This is a genomic window from Streptosporangium album, from assembly GCF_014203795.1.
GTDB classification, from domain to species: Bacteria; Actinomycetota; Actinomycetes; order Streptosporangiales; family Streptosporangiaceae; genus Streptosporangium; species Streptosporangium album.
The window spans coordinates 70,039-91,167 of sequence record NZ_JACHJU010000002.1; the positions used below are offsets into that span (position 1 = coordinate 70,039).

The window sequence follows — 21,129 nt, forward strand, 5'->3', positions numbered from 1 at the left end:
GTCCGTCCCGGCGCCCGGGCCCACCGGTGGGACGGGCGTTTCCTCAGCACATCACAACTTTGTCGCCACGCCGCGCATCCAAGAGGGGGAAGATCACACTGCGGAGGAGGACAGCGTGGCGACGGCGTTGGTTGACGGGGACCCTCAGCGGCTGGGGAAGTACTGGCTGGCCGGCCGGCTCGGCGCGGGCGGTCAGGGGGTCGTCTACGAGGCCTACGGCGAGGACGGCCTCCGAGTGGCGATCAAGGTGCTGCACGGGGACCCGGCGAGCGACCCGGAGCTGCGGGAACGGTTCGGCAAGGAGGCCACGGCGGCGCAGCGGGTGGCCTCGTTCTGCACGGCCGGAGTGATCGCGGCCGAACTGGACGGGGCCAGGCCGTACATCGTCAGCGAGTACGTCGAGGGGATGAGCCTGCGTCAGGCCGTCTCCGGCGGACGCAGGTTCGCCGGGGACGACCTGCACCGCCTGGGTACGGCGATCGCCACCGCGCTGACCGCGATCCACGACGCCGGGGTGATCCACCGGGACATGAAACCGGACAACGTGCTGCTCGGCCCGGACGGCCCCCGGGTGATCGACTTCGGTGTGGCACGCACGCTGGATATGTCGCTGACCGCCACCGGGCTGGTGACGGGCACCCCGACCTACATGGCGCCTGAGGTGTTCACCGGGCAGCGGGCCGGCACTCCGGCGGACGTGTTCGCCTGGGGCGGCATCATGCTGTTCGCCGTGACCGGCCAGGACCCGTTCGAGGGCGAGAGCCTGGGCGGGGTGATGCACCGGGTGCTGTCGTCGGATCCCGACCTGAGCGCGCTGCCCGGCTCGCTGCGCGGCCTGGTCGGCGCCGCACTGAACAAGGACCCGGCGGCCAGGCCGACAGCGAGGCAGTTGCTGCTCGCGCTGATCAGCGGTGACGGACGGCTGGACACGGTCCGGCTGCTCGCCGAGGGCAGCCGGGAGGGTGGCCGAGTCCACATGGCCACCGACGACCCGGGGATGGGCACCCTCGCCGAGGACTCCTACGCGATGCTCCACCCCGTGGAGCAGGCACTGGCCCCCGAGGTGTTCCTGCGGCTGATCACCGTCGACGACGACGGCGAGCTGCGGGCACGGCGGGCAGGGCTGGCCGAGTTCCCCGACGGGGCCCGGCGGCTGCTGGAGGTGTTCGCCTACCTGATCACCGGTGACGGCCGGGAGATCTGGCTGACCAGGATCGCGCTGCCGCACGCCTGGCCCCGGCTGCGCTCGTGGGTGGAGGCCAACCGGGACGGCCTGGCCGCGCACCGGGAGATCTGGACCGCCGTGCGACGTTGGGAGACTCGCGGGCGCAGGGACGCCGACCTGCTGCAGGGCCACAGCCTGCGGGCAGCCGTCCGGTGGGCCGCCACCGAGCGCCGCGACATCGTGCTCAGCCCGGCCGAACGCGACTTCCTCGACGAGGGGACGGCTCTTGCCCGGCGCCGGTCCAGAAGGGCCCGCCTGTTGACCGTCGCGCTGGCCGGACTGCTGGTCGTCGCGCTGGCCGCGGGGGCGCTCGCCGTACGGCAGAGCGGGGTCGCCGACGAGCGCAGCGCCACGATCGCGGTCCAGCACGACCAGTCCGAGGCCAGGCGGGTCGCGACGCTCGCCGACCCCCTGCGCGTCACGGAGCCGGTGAAGGCGATGCTGCTCAGCGTGGCGTCCTGGCGGCTCGCGCGGGTCCCGGAGGCCAGGGCGGCGCTGAGCGGCTCGCTGACCCAGCAGGAGACGGCGGCCTTCCACGATCCGGCGACGGCAGCCCAGACCCTCAGGGTGCTCAGCCGCGACGGTCGCACGCTGGTCAGCGTCGGCGACGATTCCGTACGGGTGTGGGACATGCGGACCAGCCGGAAGACCGGCGGTTTCACCGGCGTCGGGAAGAACGTGCGCGCCGTCGCGCTCAGCCCGAGCGGACGGACCCTCGCCGTGATGGGCGGCGGAGGGGTGCGGGTCTGGGACGTGCGGACCGGCAGGGTGAGGGGTGCGCGTCTGCTCCTGCGGGCCCTGGAGATCGAGGCGGTCCGGACCGGCCTCCTGTTCGGGCATGCCGAGGACCTGCTCGTCGTCACCCACGACGAGGAGCAGACGGTCTGGAACCTCAGAACGGGAGAGAAGAGGAGACCGCCCGTCCACGTGCTCGACACCGCACCGGACGGGCGGCACATCGTGGGTGACAGCCCGGCCCGGGAGATAGAGATCCGGGACCTCGCCGGCCCGGGGAAGATCTCGTTCGGCAGGGTCTGCAACGCCTGCGCGTTCGGCGGCGCCTACAGCGCCGACGGGAAGCTCGTCGCGGTCACCAAGGGCAGCTCCGTCGAGGTCAAGGAGACCGCCACCGGTGGGACGGCCGCCGACACGCTCAGCGACGGCAGCCGCGGTGAGCTGCTCTTCAGCCCCGATGGACGGCACCTGGCCTCATATACCGGCAGTTCCATCACGATCTGGTCGGATTTCAACCTCGTCCCCGTCCTGGTACACAAGATCGACTCGATCACGCCGTCGCTCGCCTTCGACCCGGACGGGCGCACGGTCCGCTATCTCGAGGAGAACACGGTCGTCACCCTCGATCTCGGGGCCCTGCTCGGACCCGCCCGGCTCAAGGGGACGGACGGCGGGGCGGTGCTCAGCCCCGACGGGCGCCTGCTCGCCGCCCGCCCTGAGGGGACCCACCGGGTCACGCTCTGGGACGTACGGCTCCGCAGGCCGGTCGGCGCGCCGCTGGACGTCGGCCGGGGTTCCTTCTTCCACATGGCCTTCACCCCCGACGGCCGGAGGCTCGCCGTGAGCAGGCAGGGCAGCAGCGGGGGCGGCTCCACCATCGGGATCTGGGACACCTCGTCCCTCAAGCGGGTCGCCACCGTCTCCTCCAAGGGGCAGGGCGGGGTGACCGCGATGGCGTTCAGCCCGGACGGCACGGCGCTGGCCGCCGCCGTGGAGGAGACCGCCGCGACCCCGGACAGCACCATCCACCTGTGGGACCTGCCCGGTGGCAGACAGCGCTGGGTGCTCCGCCAGGATGGCGTGACCGGCCTCGCCTTCCATCCCGACGGCAGGTCCCTCGGGGTCGCCGGCGGCGAGAACAGACTGGTGGACGTCGCCACCGGCAAGGCCGTCGGCCGTCCCTACGGCGCGCCGGCGTCCAACGTCCGGGTCGTCGGCCTGGCGTTCAGCAAGGACGGTTCCCGCATCGCGGTCGGCGCCGGCATCGGCTCCGGCGGTGATATCGACGCGGGACGGCTCTCGGTCTGGGACACGGCCACGCGGAGCAGCCGGGGCGCGCAGCTCCGCGCGGGCACGGACGGGGTCTTCCTGCTGGCCTACTCGCCGCGCGGTGACGTGGTCGCCGCCGTCGTGGACGACAAGAAGGTGATGCTGTGGGACGTGAGCTCCGGGATGCGCCTGGGGCAGCCGATCGCCGTGCACACGGATCACATCGAGTCGCTGGCCTTCACCGCCGACGGCTCGCGGCTGCTCAGCGTCGACGAGACCGGCACGCTGTCCGAGCATGTCGTCGACCCCGACCAGGCGGCCTCCGCCGTCTGCGCCCGCGCGGGCAGGACGCTGACCGGGGCCGAGTGGCGCGCCTACCTGCCGTCCCTGTCCTACCGGGATGTCTGCCCGCGGTGACGGCGAGGAGCGGGCGACCGGGTTTCCGGCCCTTTCTCAGAGGCCGGGGAGACGGCCGTTGCGGAACAGATCGACGAAGAGCTGGTGGTCGGCCCTGGCCTGCGCGCCGTAGGAGTGGGCGAAGTCGACGAGCATGGTGGTGAAGCCGCCGGTGTCACCGTCGATCACGGCCGTGATCGCGTCCTCGGTGGAGAAGTCGACCAGGTCGTGGCTGGACTCGTCGTCGGCGACCGAGTGCATGCGGGCCACGGCCCGGCCGAGGTCGCGGATCACCGATGCCAGCTCCTCCGGCTCGTTGACATCCTCCCAGTTCAGGTCGGAGGAGTAGGGGGAGACCTCGGCGACGAGCTGGCCGACGCCGTTCAGCGTGGTGTAGCCGAGCCAGGGGTCGGCGTAGGCCTGCAGGGCCCGCTGGGACTCGGCGGTGCGGTGGCCCTGGTGCTTGAAGTAGCCGTGCACCTTCTCGTCGGTGATGTGCCGGGCCACGGCCGGGACCTGGGCCTGCTTCATGTAGAGGATGACGTCGTTCTCCAGGGCCTGGGTGTGCCCCTCCAGCAGCATGTTGTAGGAGGGCAGTCCGGCCGAGCCGATGCCGACTCCCGTGCGGAGCGCGAAGTCCTTGATCGTGTGCTCGACCTCGGAGGTCGTGGGGAGCGTGGTCAGATAGTCACGGAAGGCCGCCTCCACCGCGTGCCTGGTCTCCTCGTCGATCGGATGACGGCCGTCCATGGCGGCGAACCTGCGGTCGAAGCTGTCGATCGTGGTCTCCACGTCCAGCAACGCCACCCGGGTGTTCAGCCGGGCCACCTGCAGCACCCGGTGGAGCACGCCGGAGGTGGTCTCCAGGGTCAGCGAGCCGATCGCGTCGTCCCCGCCCTCCGAGATGCCGGTCAGCTCGGCGAGGTAGGCGCGGGCGAACTCGGTCACCAGGCCGGTGATCACATCGTCCGACAGGGCCTTGGCGTACCCGACGAGCGCGACGCTGGCCACGAACCGCTTGAGGTCCCACACGTAGGGGCCGACGTAGGCCTCGTCGAAGTCGTTGACGTTGAAGACCAGGACGCCCGAGGCGTTCATGTAGGTGCCGAAGTTCTCGGCGTGCAGGTCGCCGTGGATCCACACCCGGCGTGTCCGGCCGTCGAGGAAGGCGTCGTCGGCGAACGCCCCCGTCATGTCCGCGTAGAACAGGGAGGCGCTACCCCGGTAGAAGGCGAACGGAGTGGCCGCCATCTTCCGGAACTTGCGCCGGAAGGCGGCGGGGTCACGCCTGATGGAGTCGCCGAACTCGGTGATCAGGACGTTGAGAATGTGCGCCGAGCGCCCATCGGTGGTCATGATGCGCACGCTAGAGGCAGGGGCCGGTGCTCCGCTAGGTGGGGTGCCGGTGAGGCACGCCGCGAAGTCAGACGGCTGCCGTTGATCCGAGGCCGCTCGAGAAGGGGGAAGGCGATACGGCGGTGGGCGCCATGTCGCCTTCCCGGCTCCTGGACGTTCTGTTAACGGGTCCGGTTCTCCTCGTTACGGGTCCGGTTCTCCTCGGAACGCATCCGGTTTTCCCCGGAACGGGTCCGGTTTTCCTCGGAACGCATCCGGTTTTCCCCGGAACGGGTCCGGTTCTCCTCGGAACGCATCCGGTTCTCCCCGGAACGCATCCGGTTTTCCCCGGAACGGGTCCGGTTCTCCTCGGAACGCATCCGGTTCTCCCCGTAATGGGACCGGTGCTCCCCGTAGCGGGCCCGCTTCTCCTTGCAGTTCTGGAAGCCCGACTCGTACCCGTGCCGGTATCCCTTGTCGAAGCGCTGGTTGCTCCGGGTGCTGGAGTCGTAGGAGCGTTTTGCCCGGCAGTCGCCCTTACCTTCCATGTATCCCAGCTTGTGGCCCCGGCGGTATTCCTTGCCCTTCGGCGGGTTGTTGTGGAACGCGGGTGCCGCGTTCTGGAGGGCGCCGGCCGTTGTCGTCCTCGTCGAGCCGGGGGCGACCGAGGCGTTCGCGGCTACGGCGGGCCCGAACGCGATAACGGTGAGGAGTGCCGGACCAAGCAGCATCAGACGTCGCTTGCCATGCATGCCTATCTCCTTTTTCTATCGGGATCAGCAGCGCCCGCGGCGATCATCCGACGGCCGTGGCCTGCCCTGACCTTCACCCCCCATCGTTCTCGGCCCCCGTCACCCCGCCGTGACGCCGGTGTGATGTCGCCGTCACCGCCCTGCGCCTGAGCGCAGCCCGCCGACGAGGCCGCACAGGCGTGAGGTCGGTTGAAGGCCCAGTTCGGCGTGGAGGTGCTGCCTGTAGTGCTCGAAACACCGCAGGGCCTCGGCCTGGTTGCCCTCCGCCAGATGGGCCCGGATGAGCGCGGTGCGGGCGCTTTCGCGCAACGGATCGGCGCGCGCCGCCACCCCGGCGGCGGCGACGGCGTCGGCGTACCGGCCCGCCGCGATGAAATCGTCGGCCAGTGTCTCCAGGGCGTGCAGGCGTTGCTGGTGCCACTCCTCCGCCTCGACGACGGCCCAGTCGTCGTACCAGCCGGGCAGCAGGCTGTTCGACAGCAGCGCGACGGCCTCTGCGCTGAGGTCCTGCTCCCCGGTCGGCGTGCCGGGATCGAGGATGCGCCGGGCCAGCGACCGGGCGTCGTGGACGTCCACGTCGGCCTCGGGACGCAGGCGTATCTCGGTCGCGCCGATGTTGAGCACCTGCCGTCCGGCGCCGTTCAGGCGCACCAGGGTCGACCGCAGGCTCGCAGCCGCGCGCCGCTCTGGTGTGTCGGGCCACAGGGTGCCCGCCAGCAGAGGGCGGGGAACGGGGTGGCCGCACAGGGCGACGAACGCCAGAAGGCGCTCGGACCCGCCTGACATCTTCACCTGGTCGCCCCCGGCCAGCAGTCGAAAGCCGCCCAGAAGGGTGACGCTCACCGGGGACTTGTCGCTGTTCGCCATCGAATCCTCCTGCCCCTCGCTGTCGGGAACAGCGGCGTCCGGCCGGCAGCCCGTCCGGCACCTTCGACATTTGGTGGATACTCACCCGGGCCGTGCCGAGCAACCTCGGCTGCGCGCCGGACTCGGACATTTCCTAGGACCATCGGATGTTTTACAGGGTTCACTGAGGGAGGTGGGATCATGCGGCACCTCTCTCAGGAGCGGCAGGTGACGCGGACGCGTGACCACGAGCTGTCGGCATGTCCCCTGGGATTCCACAGGTGCCGGGCCGATTCCGGCCGGGTGGCCGCGGTGATGTCCCGGGCGCGGGCGATGATCATGTTTTCACCCTCGCTCGGGTCGGCGGCGGCGCGCCGGGTCCAGGTCGGGAACGGGGCCGTGGCCGCGGCTGTAGAGGGTGTCGAGCGGGATGAGGGGATGATCGGCCGGCGCGTACGGTGGTGGCTCGGCGTTGTAGGGCATTGTCCCATGCACTAGCATGTCGTCCCTTTTATCCCATGCGTCCATGTAATTCCGGATACCCTCCGGCTGTCGTCATGACACCTGGATCGACGACACCGGAGATGTCACAGGGGGTGACGGGGGTGCCACTGAGGGCGTGAACCACCCTGCCCGCCGTCATCGGTCCGGGTGGTCCGGGTGGTCCGGGTGGTCCGGGTGGTCCGGGCGGTGCGGGCGGTGCGGGGGGCGTCTCCGCCGGCGGAGTGAGGCGCGGCGAGTTCGACAGTGGAGAAGACGCGGGCGGAGCCCCGCCGTTGACAGAGTCCCCGTCGTCGACGGGGACTCTGTCGTTTCCGGGTGTGGCGGAGGGTCGTGGGCCCGGGGAGAGGCCTGGGCGGTGGTGGAAGCGTGCCCTGGCGGGCGTGGGGGACCCGCCAGGGCACGTTCCGCTCCGGCGCGGCGGTGCGAGGACCCCGGCGAGGGTTGGGGTCCTCACTCCGTCTGGTCGCGCGCGGAGTCAGTGGGAGGAGAGGGCGGGCCTCAGGGGCCCGTTCTCTCCTCGTGGGGGGAGTCGCCGGTCGCCGGACGGCGGTAGTGCCGTGAGATGAGACGGGCCGCTCCGACCGGGTCGTCAGCCGGGTGAGAGGTCTCGCGGCCGCCTTCCCTCCATACGAAAAGGCCGTTTTTGCACCAAACGGTCAGATCGGTCTGTACCGAAAGCACGGACATCCCATTCCCATTGCTCTGGTAGGTGTGGGTGAACCCCTGGCGGTGCAGCGCGTAGCGCAGTAAACGCGTTGCCTCGCAGGGGTCGCGCCAGGGCAGGTATGGCGTGTCCGAGTGGACCGACAGCACCGTCCCTCACCCCCGGCAGACCTTTCGATGGATTTGTACCAACGATTGGATAATGCGGGTCGCGGGAGGTTGGGTCAAGGGGCTGTTCCCCACTAGAACCAGATCGTCTAGTTTTGTTGGCACAAAGGGGACTAAATGGCACGGTCAACGCTGTATCAGTTGGTGGCCTCCGAGCTTCGGAGGACCATCTACTCCGGTGCGCTCGGGCCGGGGGATCAGCTGCCGACCGAAGTGGAGCTCATGCTGGCACACCAGGTCAGCCGTAACACCGTCCGGCTCGCCCTCGGTGAGCTGGTCAACGAGGGTCTGGTCACCCGCACCCCGCGCCGGGGGACCGTGGTCAGGGAGCGCCGCCCGCTGCTCATCCACCCCCAGCGAGAGCTCCAGCCGCAGCCCCTGGAGACCAGGGAGGCCTTCGCCTGGGCGGTCTCGCAGGAGGGTCGCGCGCCCAGCCAGGAGATCGAGGTCTCGATCGTGCATCCGGCCGAGGAGGTCGCCAGCAGGCTGGAGCTGCCCGACGAGGAGCTCGCCGTGGTCCGCCGCCGGCTGAGGTTCGTGGACGATCAGCCGTACAACACCAACGACTCCTACTTCCCCCTGGCGCTGGTCGCGGACTCCGAGATCGCCCGTCCCGGTGACATCGTGCGCGGCGCCAACAGGGTGCTGGAGGAGCTCGGCCACCCTCAGGTCCGGGTGGTGGACGACATCTGGGCGCGGATGCCCACCAGTTCGGAGACGGAGCGGCTCCAGCTCCAGTCGGGAACGCCTGTGGTCGTCTACGTCCGGGTCGGCTACGACGAGGCCGACGCCCCCGTACGCGTCGCGGTGTCCGTGCTCCCCGCCGACAAGCACCTGATCAGATACGAGCTGGAAAGCCGTTGACGTCCCCGTGGCCGCCCTGACAGGGCGGCCCCAGTGCCGTCCGCGCCGCCGCCGGCCACCGGGCCGCGCCCGCCGGACGGATAGGCGCGGGCGGCCATCGGGTCGCGCCCGCCGGACGGCCGGGCGCGACCTCTTCCCCCCGCTCGCCACATACCCCTAGTAGTACTTCGTTAGATTGTCGATCACCTAGCGTGATCATTTTGAGAAGTCACTTCGGGATCATGTTGTCGTGACACCTGACGAGATGGCGCCGGTGCGCCCGCGGCTTGAGAAGTTTGCAGATCAGATGCTGCGGAGGGTGCTTCGTCGCCGTGATCAACTCGCCACCGGCGAGTTGTATCTGCGGGGGCTGATGCTGGACGGGCGGCGCAAGTCGATGGATCCGATGGCGGAGCGTCTGGGAGTTGACACCCAGCGGTTACAGCAATTCATGGCCGACTCGACCTGGGACTACGAACCGGTCCGGGAAAACCTCACACATTGGGCGCTGGAACGGATCGGTCCGCAGGCGGTCGTCATCGACGATGTCGGCTTCCCCAAGGACGGCCCGAATTCTCCGGGAGTGGCCCGGATGTATTCCGGGACGCTGGGCAAGACCGGAAACTGCCAGATCGGCGTCAGCGCACATCTGGTCACCGATCATGCCTCGTCCGCGGTCAATTGGCGGCTGTTCATCCCCGAGTCGTGGGACCCGGCCAAGATCGAGGATCCGGTTCAGGCGGAAACGGTCCACAAGCGCCGCGACCGGTGCAAGATCCCTCAGGACGTCGGTCACCAGGAGAAGTGGCGACTGGCGTTAAACATGATCGACCAGATGTACGACGAGTGGGGAGTCGGCACCGATCTTCCGGTGGTCTTTGACTCCGGTTATGGCGATTGCACCGCTTTCCGGCTGGGACTGGAGGACCGCGGCCTGTCTTACGTGGCGGCCGTCTCCGATGATCTGTCGGCCTACCCCGGAGATGCGGTGCCTGAACTGCCGGAATACAGCGGCAAGGGGCGCCCGCCGAGACCACGCTATCCAGGCAAGCCATCGAATCTGCGCAATCTCGCATTGGCGGCAGGGCGGGCGAATCTGCGGCGGGTGACCTGGCGGCAAGGCACAAGGAAGACCAGCGGTAATCCAGGCGCGAAAATGCGATCACGCTTCATGGCTCTACCGGTTCTCTTGGCCAACAAAGACATCCCCCGCAACCCCGACGGCAGCCTGCCTGCGCGTTTGCTGCTGGTGGAATGGCCGGCAGGCGAATCCGAACCCACCGATTACTGGATCACCAATCTCCCCGCCGAGACTCCGCTGCGCGAACTCGTCCGGCTCGCCAAGATCCGCTGGCGGATCGAGCATGACTACCGGGAGCTCAATACCGGTCTTGGCCTCAAGCATTTTGAGGGGCGGAGCTTCTTCGGCTGGCACCGCCACGTCACCCTGGCCGCATTAGCGCAGGCATTCTGTACCGAACTACGGCTAGACCCAAAAGTCCCTGCGCCGGCCTGACCTTGTATGAGGTTCTCGGCGAACTCCAGGCTTTACTCGCCACCTGGACCGGCGCTTGCCACGTATGCCATCAAATGTACGCGCCCCATAACACTTCGTAACTTAACGAAGTACTACTAGGCGTTCCGCCTAGCCCGGCATGGATACCGTGCGCCATCGCACGGTCACTTTCAGTGTCACCTCGCGCACCCAGCGCAACGAAGGGATGAATCATGCACTCCAACACCGTCAACCCCGCCGCGATGCACCGGCTCACGCTCCGCAGGGCCGACCAGGGCGACCTCCCGGGAGTCCTCGCGCTTCTCGCGGAGACCGCGGGCTGGCTGAACGCCCGGGGCGTGCGCCAGTGGCCCGCAGGGGGCTTCCCCGCAGAGCGCATCGCCCCGCTGATCGAGGAGGGAACCATGTATCTGCTGGACGGCGATGAGGGGCCGGCCGCCACCCTCGCCCTGGACGGCCACGCCGACCCCGAGTTCTGGGCCGCCGAGGACGACCCGGGATCCGCGCTCTACGTTCACAAACTCTCGGTGGCACGCGCCCACTCCGGCCGAGGCCTGGGTGAGGCGCTGCTCGACTGGGCGGGGCTGCGGGTCCTGGGAATGGGCGGAAGATGGCTCCGGCTTGACTGCTCCAAGGACAACGCGCGGCTGCAGGACTACTATCGGGGCCAGCGTTTCGCCCACCTCCGCACGGTCGATCTGCCGCACCGCGCGTCGGGGGCGCTGTTCCAGCGGGCCGGAGGGCTGCGCGGTGGCGCCCTCGGCACCGCGTTGCCCTTTGTGGACCGTCGTGGATCATCCATTCGGCAGCATGTCTGAACCACGGCGATCCCAGGACAAAGTCATCCGATAGCCTCACCCCATGACCGGATCCTTGCTTGAGGTGATCGCGCTCGACGTGCGCGACGCCGTCGCGGCGGAAGAGGGCGGTGCCGACCGCCTGGAGATCGTCGTCGACATGGCCTCCGACGGGCTCACCCCGGCTGCGGAGACGGTCGCGGCGATCTCCAGGAAGTGCGCGCTGCCACAGATGGTGATGCTGCGCGGTGAGGCCTCGTTCCTGGCCACGCCCGAATCGCTGGAGGGTCTGCGGCGCGATGCCAAGATCCTCTCCGAGGCGGGCGCGGCCGGGTTCGTGTTCGGCTTCCTCGACTCCGCCGGTGTGGTCGACCTGGCCGCCACCGAGGCGCTCATCCACGCCGTCGCCCCGCTGCCCTGGACCTTCCACCGGGCGGTCGACCACGCGGCCGACACCCAGGCGAGCTGGCGGGCCGTCCGCCTGCTGCCCAACCTCGCCACCGTCCTCACCTCGGGTGCGCCCGGCGGCGTGGCCGACGGGCTGCCGGCGATCAAGGCCCGGTGCGAGGCCGGGGACGGTCCGCTGATCATGGCGGGCGGCGGGCTCAGGCCCGGTCTCGTCCCGGTGCTCATGGACTACGGCGTGCGGGCCTTCCACGTCGGCAGCGCCGTACGGGCGTCGTGGTCCGACCCGGTCGAGGCGCGCCTGGTGCGCCAGTGGCGTGAGCTGATCGACTGACGCGTACGGACGGTCCGCCCCGCGAGGCGAGGCGGACCTCCGGCGGTGACGGCTCCCCGGGACCCGCCGGCCCGTTCACGCCGATGGCGGGCGGGCCGCTCAGGCGTTCCCCAGGGCCAGGTCGGCGCGGCGCAGGGCGGCGGCCATCGTCTTGACGGTGGCGGGCTCGTCCATCACCCCGCCTTCCGGCCCGCGCCGCTCCTCCCAGTCACGCACCCGCTGCGCGTACTCCTCGTAGTGCGACAGATGGAAGTGGTAGACCGCGACATAGCGGCTGACCAGGTGGGAGGGGTGCATGTCCCAGCCCTGGTAGAAGCCGTGGCTCAGGGAGTGCCTGATCAGGCTCACATGCCGCCACCACAGGTTGCGCACGACATATCTGTCGTCGGAGGCGGGGGAGGCGGCCAGCGAGCCGTCCGACAGCTCCACCCCCGTCCCGGCGAACGACGTCTGCATGACGTGCCGGGCATGGTCGCAGGCCGGATGGTCCAGCCGCTGCTCGTGCGGGGGCAGGGAGCAGCTCGCGGTGTAGTCGAAGACGCCGAAGTGCGCCGCCGCCAGCCGGCCCCCGAGCGCGGGGACCAGGCCGGCGTCGAGGAAGCGCACCGTCTGGGGAGCCTCCACCTGCATCTCGAAGCGGAGCCTGCCCTCTGCGAGGCCGAGCCCCTTCTCCAGCGCCTCCAGGCAGTCGGCGAACTGACCCAGATAGGCCTTCATCAAGACCTTCGGGAAGGTCACCACGAACCCTTCGGGCAGGTGCCCGACCCGCTCGATCACCCCGGTCAGGAACCCGTCCAGCGTCCGGATGCTCCGGACCGGGTCGCCGTCGGCGAACGACTTCACCCGCAGCCCCCATCGGCGCGGGAGCGTTCCATCGGCGTGCAGGGCCGCGACCGCCTCGGCGGCCTGCGCGACGTGGCCGTCCTCCTCCGCGGGACGCAGGCCGTAGCCGTCCTCGAAGTCCACCCGCAGGTCCTCGACGGGTTCGGTGCCGAGCTTCGCCGTCACCTTCTCGTGCACGATCCTCGCCGTCTGCTCGTGCATCTCGAAGAACCTGGTCATGTCCTTCCTGGACAGGTGCCGGCGCAGCAGGTCCAGTGCGGTGTTCCCCCACCCGGCGACCGTGCCCGCGTCGAACCGGTCGGCGGGGACGTAGACGGTGTGCACCGGCTGCCACTCCACCGCCGTCGCGGGATAGGCCGCCGACTGCTCGCGGTGAGCCTGTTCGAACCCGGGGATGAGGGCCGGCGGATCGCCGAGCGTGACGCGCATGGGGTGCTCCTCGTGACATGTCCGACCAACCGCACCCATGCTCTGCCCTGTCCGGCCGCCGTGTCCATGGTGCCGCGATTCCCGGTCTCCTCGCCTTTCCGGTGTCCCGGCGTCAGCGGCCGGAGGCGGTGAGCATGGCGGCGAGGCCGAGGAGCTTGACGCGTTCGCCGCGGTCCAGGGTCCTGGCCAGGGCGGCCTCGGCCGCCTCGATGGACAGCCAGTGCCGGTAGGTGATGGGGGAGACGCCCCGGGACGCGAGAAGGGCGTCGAGGTCGTCGTGCCGTACGGGCTCGCGGCCGGCGAGATCGGTCAGGAGGGTGCGGACCGTCTCGGCGGCGTCGGACTTGTTGGTGCCGATCACACCGGTGGGGCCCCGCTTGAGCCAGCCGGCCACGTACTCGCGGTCACGGACCCGGCCGGCCTCGTTCGGCACGGTCATGGTGGCCTCGGAGAAGGGGACGCCGGGCAGCGGCACGCTCTGGTAGCCGACCGAGCGCAGGACCATGCCGACCGGAAGGGTCTCGAACTTCCCGGTCCCCACGACGCGGCCGTCCACCAGGTGGGTGCGCTCGAGCCTGAGCGCTTGCACCCGGTCCTCGCCGAGGATCTCCACCGGGCGCATCCAGAACCGCACGTCCAGCCGCCTGGGGCGGCCTACCGGGCCGCGGGCGGCCCAGCTCTGCAGCACCTCGACGTTCCCCCGGATCTGCCGGGACATCCCGGTGACGTCCGCCACCGTCTCCTCGGGCCGCACGCGCACGTCCGCGTTGGCCAGCTCGCCCAGCTCCCGCAGCTCCTTCAGGGTGAACTTGGCGTGCTCGGGCCCCCGGCGGCCGATCATGTGGATGGCCTTGACCCGGCTGCGGGCCAGCCGGGTCAGCACCTCGTGCGGCACGTCGGTGGCGCGTAGCTCCTCGGCGCTCTTGGCGAGGACGCGCACCACGTCGACCGCGACGTTGCCCACGCCGATCACCGCGACCTCCGGGCTGTCGAGGACGAAGCGGTCGGCGGGCATGTCGGGGTGACCGCAGTACCAGTTCACGAAGTCGGTGGCCGCCACGCTGCCGGGCAGGTCCTCCCCGGGGATGCCCATCCGGCGGTCCACCATCGCACCGGTGCAGTAGACCACCGCGTCGTAGCAGGCCAGCAGGTCGGCGACGCCCACGTCCCTGCCGAGCTCGATGCCGCCCAGGAACCGGACGCCCGGCAGCTCCAGCACCCGGCTCAGGTATTCCGCGATCGACTTGATCGAGGTGTGGTCGGGGGCCACGCCGTACCGGACCAGACCGTACGGCGTGGGCAGCCGCTCGATCACGTCCACCTCGACGGACCCGGAAGCCTGTTTCATCAGTGCCTCGGCCGTGTAGATCCCGGCAGGCCCCGACCCGACAATCGCGACTCGCAGTGACACGTCGCCTCCTAGGAACTGGTTCCCGTGAGCGCGATTCTGTATCAACGGAGCCTGTCCTGCCAGCCTCGACAGGCCGGCGTGATCAGAAGATCCACCTGGCCGGTGCGCCCTCGTCCCCGGTGAGGGGCCTGGAACCGTACCGGATATATCCGTCTGCCGGGCTGTCAAACCGGGGCTTGCGGGGACAGGTCCCGCGGCTCACAGTTGGTTCTCGTGACCTCAGGGGCGGACAGACGGCGAAAAGCAGACGCGCGACGCCAGAACGACGGCACGCTCCCGGACCGGCGGGGGCCGCGCGCGGCGGCCCGCTCCCTCGACGCGTCCGACGCCCTCCGGTTCGAGGCCCTCGGCCGGGTGATGGCCGCGCTGGCGGCCGAGGCCGAGCTCATGGAGTCCTGCCGTGACCTGACCTGGTGGCAGGGGACAGGCCACGGCTGGAACGTCGAGTGGCGCGAGGGTCCCGGCGCCGCCGAGGTCGCCACCGCGCTGGCCGGGCACATCCGTGATCCCGGCGTCCCCGGGTCGCCGGTCACCCCTGCCGGGCCGGCCACCTCCGCCACCGCCACCTTCGATGTCCTGGGCATCCTGTTCGTCCTGCGCGCGGTCGACCCCGTGGGCCGCGAACGCATCCGCAGCCGTCCCGACTTCTGGCGGCTGGCCGAGGCGTTCGACACCACCCGGAGAGTCCCCTCTCGCCAGCCCTGGGAAGAGCTCCTCGGCGGCTGATCTCTCCGCCGCCTCGGCGGGACGGAGCGGGTGGGGGCGCTCCGCCGGCGGTCTGCCTCGTGCGAGATGATGGAACCGTTCCGAGCGGTCCGGCGTCGGACCGGCGCCGCCCGGCCGCCGGCTCACCTGCCGGGCGGCCTCGCGGGGCGCGGGCGGCTCCCCGGTCCGGACCGATAAGTCCAATCTTTTGCCTATTTGGGAACATTTGCCAGTTTTGGTATGTTCTTGCAGGTCAGACTACTTTTATACGGCCCTGGGTGAATGCGGATCGGGGGAACCAGTGGCTACGGTTGACCAGAACAACATGATCGATCAGAACTACACCGCGGCCTTTCTCGCCGATGACCAACAGGAACGGGCCATCGTCTGGCACATGGTGTTCTCGCTCGTCGGAGGGCTGACCCTCGGTGTCATCGGCGCGGTGCTCTCCTACGGCCCCGACCTGCTGTACGCCGCCTACGAGCCCTACGCCTACCTGTTGCTCGTCGTCATCGTGGGACGGACCGCCGTCAGCCTCGGCTGGGCGGCGCTGACCAGCGCACTGGCCACGCTCGGCACGATGATCTCCCTGATGGCCGCCTCGCTCTTCAGAACGGGTGACGATCTGACCCTCGGCAGCAACGGCGCAACGCTGAACCTCACGCTGCTCGTCATCGCGTCCCTCGGCCTGCTGTCCTACTTCACCAGGCGCGACGACTTCTGGGGAGACCTCGCGGGCGGTGCGATGGCCGGGGTGGTCGTGGTCGAGGGCATGGGCAAGGCGCTGCCCAGCTGGCCGGAGTACGTCCCCGGATTCTGGCCGTGGAACGTCCTGGTCGTGACCGCGATCTCGCTGGGACTGCTGGTCGCGCTACGGCAGGGGAAGGCCCGGTTCCGCGCGGCGATCGTGAGTGCGGTCATCGCGTCCGCCTACTTCGTTTTCGTCGCCGGTCTCTAATGGCAGACAACCGGGTTGCGCGAGTCGATAGCCTGTAGCCATCGATCCCTGCTAGCTAGGAGTAGCCGTGCTGCTGCGCATGTCGTCGTTGTTTCTTCGAACGCTGAGGGACGACCCGGCAGACGCGGAAGTCCCGAGCCACAAGCTGCTCGTCCGCGCCGGTTATGTCCGTCGTGTCGCACCCGGCGTCTACTCCTGGCTGCCGCTCGGCAAGATGGTTCTGGAGAACGTCACGCGCATCGTGCGTGAGGAGATGAACCGCATGGGCGGTCAGGAGGTGCTCTTCCCCGCCCTCCTGCCCCGCGAGTACTACGAGACGACCGGCCGCTGGACGGAGTACGGCGACACGCTCTTCCGCCTCAAGGACCGCAAGGGCGCCGACTATCTCCTCGGCCCCACCCATGAGGAGATGTTCACCGACATGGTCAAGGGGGAGTATTCCTCCTACAAGGACTATCCGGTGACCCTCTACCAGATCCAGACGAAATACCGTGACGAGGCCCGTCCCCGGGCGGGCATCCTGCGCGGCCGCGAGTTCGTCATGAAGGACTCCTACTCCTTCGACCTCGACGACGACGGTCTCAAGCGCTCCTACGAGCAGCACCGCGACACCTACATCAAGACCTTCGACCGCCTCGGCATCACGTACAAGATCTGTTTCGCCACCTCCGGCGCGATGGGCGGTTCCGCCTCCGAGGAGTTCCTCGCGCCCGCCGCGACGGGTGAGGACACCTTCGTGGCCTGTCACCAGTGCGGCTATGCGGCCAACGCCGAAGCGGTCACCACCCCCGCGCCCGCCGCGATCACCGGTGAGCGGCCGGCCCTGCGGGTCCTCGACACCCCCGACACCCCGACCATCGAGTCGCTGGTCGACCACGTCAACGAGCACCACGGCCTGGGCATCACCGCCGCCGAGACGCTCAAGAACATCGTGGTCAAGGTCACGACCCCCGGCTCCGGCAAGACGGAGACGCTGATCATCGGCGTGCCGGGCGACCGCGAGGTCGACTTCAAGCGGCTGGAGGTCTCCGTGGCCCCCGGCGAGCCCGCCATCTTCGAGGCCGAGGACTTCGCCAGGCACCCCGGTCTGGTCCGCGGCTACATCGGCCCGCAGGTGCTCAAGGACCTCGGCATCCGCTACCTCGTCGACCCCCGCGTGGTCGACGGCAGCGCCTGGGTGACCGGCGCCAACGAGCCCGGCAAGCACGCCACCGGCGTGGTCGCCGGTCGCGACTTCGTCGCCGACGGCACGATCGAGGCCGCCGAGGTCCGGGCCGGCGACGCCTGCCCGGTCTGCGGCTCCGGCCTCTCCATCGACCGGGGCATCGAGATCGGCCACATCTTCCAGCTCGGCCGCAAATACGCCGACGCCGCGAAGCTGGACGCCCTCGGCCCCGACGGCAAGCCGGTCCGCATCACCATGGGCTCCTACGGCGTCGGCGTCTCCCGCGCGGTGGCCGTGCTGGCGGAGCAGAAGCACGACGAGCTCGGCCTGGTCTGGCCCCGCGAGGTCGCCCCGGTCGACGTCCACATCGTGGGCACCGGCAAGGACAACCAGATCGAGGTCGCGACCGGGCTCGCCGAGGACCTCGAGGCCCGCGGCCTGCGCGTCCTGGTGGACGACCGTCCGGGGGTCTCCCCGGGCGTGAAGTTCAAGGACGCCGAGCTGCTCGGCATGCCGACCATCCTGGTCATCGGCCGGGGACTCGCCCAGGGCGTCGCCGAGCTGCGCGACCGCGCCACCGGTGTCAAGGAGGAGATCCCCATCGACGAGGCCGTGGACCGCGTCGTGGCTGCCTGCCGCGGCTGACCCTACGGGCCCGGCCTCACGCCGTCAGGGAGCGGCCCGTCGTCACCGGCGGGCCCGTCCGCTAGCGGGAGCTGCCGCGGAGAGTCTTGCGCCAGTGGAAACCTCCGGGCGGTTCACGCTCAGCGTGCGCCGCCCGTCAGCGGAGGTTCAGCTACCCGTCAGGGGTGATTCAAACGTGGGTAAACCGTGATGGTCTACGCGATCAAGAGGACGGAGCCGTCGCCGTGGGGGTGGGATCGGGCCGCACGGGCATTCCGGGGAAGGTCTCGATGGCCGGGCGCAGGCCGTACGAACGGACCACGCATTCCTGCATGGCCAGCGCGGCCATCTTCCGCAGAGCCGGGTCGCCGGACGCGGTCAGCTCCAGATAGGCGCCCGTCACTCCTCGCTCGACCAGCACGGCCAGCTCGACGGCCTGGGCCGCCGTGGTCGGGGTGACCGGCAGCCGGTAGCTCGAATCCGGCTCGGCCGGGGTGCTCCCACGGGCGATGACCAGGGTGCGGAGCTGATCGCGGCGGGCGCGGTGGGCGTTGAAGGCGTCGGTCGCCACGGCGCGCAGCTCTCCCGTGGTCCGGGCCCCGATGACCCCGTAGGCGTAGACGGCCGCGTGCTCGGCCGCCAGGGCCGTGCCGAGCGCCCGGTCGACACTCACAGCGACCTCGCCAGGGCAACGGCGTGCGCGGCCTCGCAGGCCCCGATGGAGGCGATCAGCTGGGCCAGCGCGGGGGAGATCCCCTCGATCTGGAGGGGACGGAGCGCCGCCGCCTTCTGCTCCAGCCTCTGCAGGGTCCGCAGGGAGGCCTTCGGCCCCGGCGTCGGGGAACCCGAGGGAGCCGGGGAGCCCGAGGGAGCCGGGGAGCCCGAGGGCGGAGCGGGGGTGGGGGTGGCATCGGGAGGCAGCCGCCTGCGGAGCTCGGCGAGATGGGCCTCGTGACGCTCCCTGAAAGGGGCGAGTTTGGCGGAGGCGACCGAGGAGTAGAGGGCGATGGTCTGCTCCTTGCCCGCGATCAGCTGCCTGAGCAGCACGGTCTCCGGGTCGGGAGGCGCGGCTCGCAGGGGTTTGCGCTCCTCGGCGGCGCAGCCCGCGACCGTCAGGGCGGTCACCCCGAGAGCGCCGCCCCGCAACAGGGTGCGCCGGGACAGGGAACGCACGGACGACCTCCGGTCATGGGTGGGCTGCTACACGTCTAGCATCGTAAGGGCTGGGAAACGCATTCACCGCGCTGCTCGGACGGGCTCGCCGCACCGAGTGGCGCTCTTTCCACGCCCTGGTGTGGATAGGCTGGTGAACCGCATGGGCGAGGTCCGCCCGGCTGAGATTGTGACAATGGGAGGTCGGCATGGGCAGCGCCACATCCCGCGACCGCCTGATGAAGCTTCTGGAACCTGTCACCCTCGCCTCCGGGCTCGACCTGGAGGATGTCACGGTCACACCGGCGGGCAAGCGGCGGCTGCTGCGCGTCGTCGTCGACCGTGACGGTGGTGTGAGCCTGGACGACGTCGCCGAGGTCAGCCTCGCCGTCTCCACCGCGCTGGACGCCGACGACGTGATGGGGACCACCCCCTACGTGCTTGAGGTCTCCTCGCCTGGAGTCGACCGCCCGCTCACCGAGCCGCGCCACTGGCGCAGGGCGGTGAAGCGGCTGGTCAAGGCCGAACTGCGGGACGGCACCTCGGTGGAGGGCCGGATCGTCGCCACCGACGAGACCGGTGTGGAGCTTGACGTTGCGGGCGCATCGCGCCGCATCGAGTATGAGGACCTGACCCGAGGCCGGGTACAGGTGGAATTCCGCCGGTTGGACGACGCCGAAGACGACGGCGAAGACGGCGACGAAGGCTAAGGGGGGAGCCTCGTGGACATCGACATGAGCGTCCTGCGCAGCCTGGAGCGGGAGAAGGACATCTCCTTCGACCTGGTCGTCAAGGCGATCGAGGATGCGCTACTGATCGCGTACTTCCGGAGCGAGGGCGCGGCCGCCAAGGCACGGGCCGAGCTCGACCGGCAGTCCGGGCACGTGACCATCTTCGCAGCCGAGATCGACGACGAGAGCGGGGAGGTGCTCAGGGAGTTCGACGACACCCCGGGCAACTTCAGCCGCATCGCCGCGACCACCGCCAAGCAGGTCATCCTGCAGCAGCTCAGGGACGCCGAGGACGAGATCAACTTTGGTGAGTTCGCCAGCCGTGAGGGCGAACTCGTGGCCGGGGTCATCCAGCAGGGCAAGGACCCGAGGGTCGTTCTGGTGGACCTCGGCAGGATCGAGGCGGTGCTCCCGCACAACGAGCAGGTCCCCGGCGAGGAATACGTCCACGGCGAGCGCCTCCGCTGCTACGTGGTCCAGGTCAAGAAGGGGCACAAGGGCCCCTCGGTGACGCTGTCGCGCACCCACCCCGGTCTGGTGAAGAAGCTCTTCGCCCTGGAGGTGCCCGAGATCGCCGACGGGACGGTGGAGATCGCCGCCATCGCGCGCGAGGCGGGCCACCGGACCAAGATCGCGGTGCGGTCGCGCCGCCCCGGCGTGAACGCCAAGGGCGCCTGCATCGGCCCGATGGGGTCGCGGGTGCGGAACGTGATGGCCGAACTACACGGTGAGAAGATCGACATCATCGACTGGTCGGAGGATCCTGCGGAGTTCGTGGGGAATGCGCTTTCGCCCTCTCGCGTTTCCAAGGTTGAAGTAATCGATGCCGACGGTCGCGCCGCGCGTGTGACCGTGCCTGACTACCAGCTCTCCCTCGCGATCGGCAAGGAAGGGCAGAACGCCCGGCTGGCGGCGAGGCTCACCGGATGGCGCATCGACATCCGTCCGGATACCCAAGCGGAGGACGCGGCCGGTTCCGCAGATGCGTCCACACGGTAAGCTGGAATATGGTGGCCAGGTCGTCCCGCTGAGAACATGTGTGGGGTGCCGGGTTCGCACGGTCTCCTCCGAGCTGCTCCGCCTGGTGGTGGTCGAGGACGTCATCGTCCCTGACCTGCGACGACGGCTTCAGGGACGTGGTGCTTCGCTGCATCCCTCCCTGAGCTGTCTGGAACTCGCCGAGCGTCGCCGAGCGTTTCCGCGCGCATTTCGCGTGGTGGGTCCGCTTGATCTGTCGCAGGTGCGAGGCCACTTGGAAGAGGTTCACGCTGAAAGGATCGGGTGAAATGGTTACCGACTGTCATGTAGGACGCCGAGTTGATG

The 21,129-nt window shown here is 69.7% G+C and carries 20 protein-coding genes; 11 read left to right on the forward strand and 9 right to left on the reverse strand.

Going from position 1 to position 21,129, the window contains the following annotated elements; all coding sequences use genetic code 11:
* Positions 1–115: 115 nt before the first annotated feature.
* On the forward strand, positions 116–3,646 hold the full coding sequence (locus tag FHR32_RS23800; RefSeq protein WP_184756740.1) for a WD40 repeat domain-containing serine/threonine protein kinase: 3,531 nt from the start codon (positions 116–118) through the stop codon (positions 3,644–3,646).
* A 36-nt stretch (positions 3,647–3,682) separates the two neighbouring features.
* Here the strand turns inward: FHR32_RS23800 and FHR32_RS23805 are convergent, their stop codons facing one another.
* The 5 genes from FHR32_RS23805 to FHR32_RS23820 form a co-directional block, all read right to left on the reverse strand.
* A complete protein-coding gene (locus tag FHR32_RS23805) occupies positions 3,683–4,981 on the reverse strand; it encodes a DUF2252 domain-containing protein (protein WP_184756741.1) in 1,299 nt (432 codons plus the stop codon).
* A 161-nt stretch (positions 4,982–5,142) separates the two neighbouring features.
* Positions 5,143–5,712, reverse strand: coding sequence for a hypothetical protein (locus FHR32_RS23810; RefSeq protein ID WP_184756742.1), 570 nt, complete (start codon positions 5,710–5,712; stop codon positions 5,143–5,145).
* A 132-nt stretch (positions 5,713–5,844) separates the two neighbouring features.
* Positions 5,845–6,579, reverse strand: coding sequence for an AfsR/SARP family transcriptional regulator (locus tag FHR32_RS23815; protein ID WP_184756743.1), 735 nt, complete (start codon positions 6,577–6,579; stop codon positions 5,845–5,847).
* 194 nt (positions 6,580–6,773) lie between these two features.
* The gene (locus FHR32_RS46095; protein WP_281391040.1) at positions 6,774–6,899 is read right to left on the reverse strand and encodes a hypothetical protein; all 126 of its coding nucleotides are present in this window, start codon (positions 6,897–6,899) and stop codon (positions 6,774–6,776) included.
* A 4-nt stretch (positions 6,900–6,903) separates the two neighbouring features.
* Positions 6,904–7,059 (reverse strand): hypothetical protein, encoded by a 156-nt coding sequence (locus FHR32_RS23820; protein WP_184756744.1) that lies wholly within the window; start codon positions 7,057–7,059, stop codon positions 6,904–6,906.
* Between the two features lie 951 nt (positions 7,060–8,010).
* On the opposite strand from FHR32_RS23820, the gene FHR32_RS23825 reads away from it, so the two are divergent.
* The 4 genes from FHR32_RS23825 to FHR32_RS23840 all read left to right on the forward strand — a co-directional run bounded on the left by FHR32_RS23825 (position 8,011) and on the right by FHR32_RS23840 (position 11,788).
* A complete protein-coding gene (locus FHR32_RS23825) occupies positions 8,011–8,757 on the forward strand; it encodes a GntR family transcriptional regulator (protein ID WP_184756745.1) in 747 nt (248 codons plus the stop codon).
* A 229-nt stretch (positions 8,758–8,986) separates the two neighbouring features.
* Positions 8,987–10,252, forward strand: coding sequence for an IS701 family transposase (locus FHR32_RS23830; protein WP_221465336.1), 1,266 nt, complete (start codon positions 8,987–8,989; stop codon positions 10,250–10,252).
* A gap of 212 nt (positions 10,253–10,464) precedes the next feature.
* Positions 10,465–11,070 carry a GNAT family N-acetyltransferase gene (locus tag FHR32_RS23835; RefSeq protein ID WP_184756746.1) on the forward strand — a complete coding sequence of 202 codons (606 nt, stop codon included), beginning with the start codon at positions 10,465–10,467 and terminating at the stop codon, positions 11,068–11,070.
* Between the two features lie 43 nt (positions 11,071–11,113).
* Positions 11,114–11,788 (forward strand): copper homeostasis protein CutC, encoded by a 675-nt coding sequence (locus FHR32_RS23840; protein WP_184756747.1) that lies wholly within the window; start codon positions 11,114–11,116, stop codon positions 11,786–11,788.
* Between the two features lie 99 nt (positions 11,789–11,887).
* On the opposite strand, the gene FHR32_RS23845 is transcribed toward FHR32_RS23840, so the two are convergent.
* Together FHR32_RS23845 and FHR32_RS23850 are read right to left on the reverse strand one after the other, a co-directional pair.
* Positions 11,888–13,060 (reverse strand): DUF6986 family protein, encoded by a 1,173-nt coding sequence (locus FHR32_RS23845; protein ID WP_184756748.1) that lies wholly within the window; start codon positions 13,058–13,060, stop codon positions 11,888–11,890.
* 112 nt (positions 13,061–13,172) lie between these two features.
* On the reverse strand, positions 13,173–14,471 hold the full coding sequence (locus FHR32_RS23850) for an FAD-dependent oxidoreductase (RefSeq protein WP_184756749.1): 1,299 nt from the start codon (positions 14,469–14,471) through the stop codon (positions 13,173–13,175).
* A 213-nt stretch (positions 14,472–14,684) separates the two neighbouring features.
* Here FHR32_RS23850 and FHR32_RS23855 point away from each other — a divergent pair, with 213 nt between their 5' ends.
* The 3 genes from FHR32_RS23855 (at position 14,685) to FHR32_RS23865 (ending at position 17,944) form a co-directional block, all read left to right on the forward strand.
* A complete protein-coding gene (locus tag FHR32_RS23855) occupies positions 14,685–15,197 on the forward strand; it encodes a hypothetical protein (RefSeq protein WP_246467388.1) in 513 nt (170 codons plus the stop codon).
* 280 nt (positions 15,198–15,477) lie between these two features.
* Positions 15,478–16,134: a hypothetical protein gene (locus FHR32_RS23860; RefSeq protein ID WP_184756750.1), complete on the forward strand. Its 657-nt coding sequence runs from the start codon at positions 15,478–15,480 to the stop codon at positions 16,132–16,134.
* 67 nt (positions 16,135–16,201) lie between these two features.
* Entirely contained in the window at positions 16,202–17,944 is a 1,743-nt protein-coding gene (locus tag FHR32_RS23865; protein WP_184756751.1) for a proline--tRNA ligase, read from the forward strand.
* Positions 17,945–18,146: 202 nt separating this feature from the next.
* Here the strand turns inward: FHR32_RS23865 and FHR32_RS23870 are convergent, their stop codons facing one another.
* Positions 18,147–18,596, reverse strand: a complete 450-nt coding sequence (locus FHR32_RS23870) for a ferritin-like domain-containing protein (protein WP_184756752.1) — start codon at positions 18,594–18,596, stop codon at positions 18,147–18,149.
* Positions 18,593–19,096 (reverse strand): hypothetical protein, encoded by a 504-nt coding sequence (locus tag FHR32_RS23875; RefSeq protein ID WP_184756753.1) that lies wholly within the window; start codon positions 19,094–19,096, stop codon positions 18,593–18,595. Before FHR32_RS23875 ends, FHR32_RS23870 begins: the two co-directional genes overlap by 4 nt.
* 188 nt (positions 19,097–19,284) lie before the next feature.
* Here FHR32_RS23875 and rimP point away from each other — a divergent pair, with 188 nt between their 5' ends.
* Genes rimP through FHR32_RS23890 form a run of 3 tightly spaced genes read left to right on the forward strand, consistent with a single transcriptional unit; the run spans position 19,285 to position 21,091 of the window.
* Entirely contained in the window at positions 19,285–19,785 is a 501-nt protein-coding gene (rimP, locus tag FHR32_RS23880; RefSeq protein WP_184756754.1) for a ribosome maturation factor RimP, read from the forward strand.
* A 24-nt stretch (positions 19,786–19,809) separates the two neighbouring features.
* Positions 19,810–20,805 carry a transcription termination factor NusA gene (nusA, locus tag FHR32_RS23885; RefSeq protein WP_184757794.1) on the forward strand — a complete coding sequence of 332 codons (996 nt, stop codon included), beginning with the start codon at positions 19,810–19,812 and terminating at the stop codon, positions 20,803–20,805.
* The gene (locus tag FHR32_RS23890; protein WP_184756755.1) at positions 20,789–21,091 is read left to right on the forward strand and encodes a YlxR family protein; all 303 of its coding nucleotides are present in this window, start codon (positions 20,789–20,791) and stop codon (positions 21,089–21,091) included. The genes nusA and FHR32_RS23890 overlap by 17 nt, the downstream gene beginning before the upstream one ends.
* Positions 21,092–21,129: the final 38 nt, after the last annotated feature.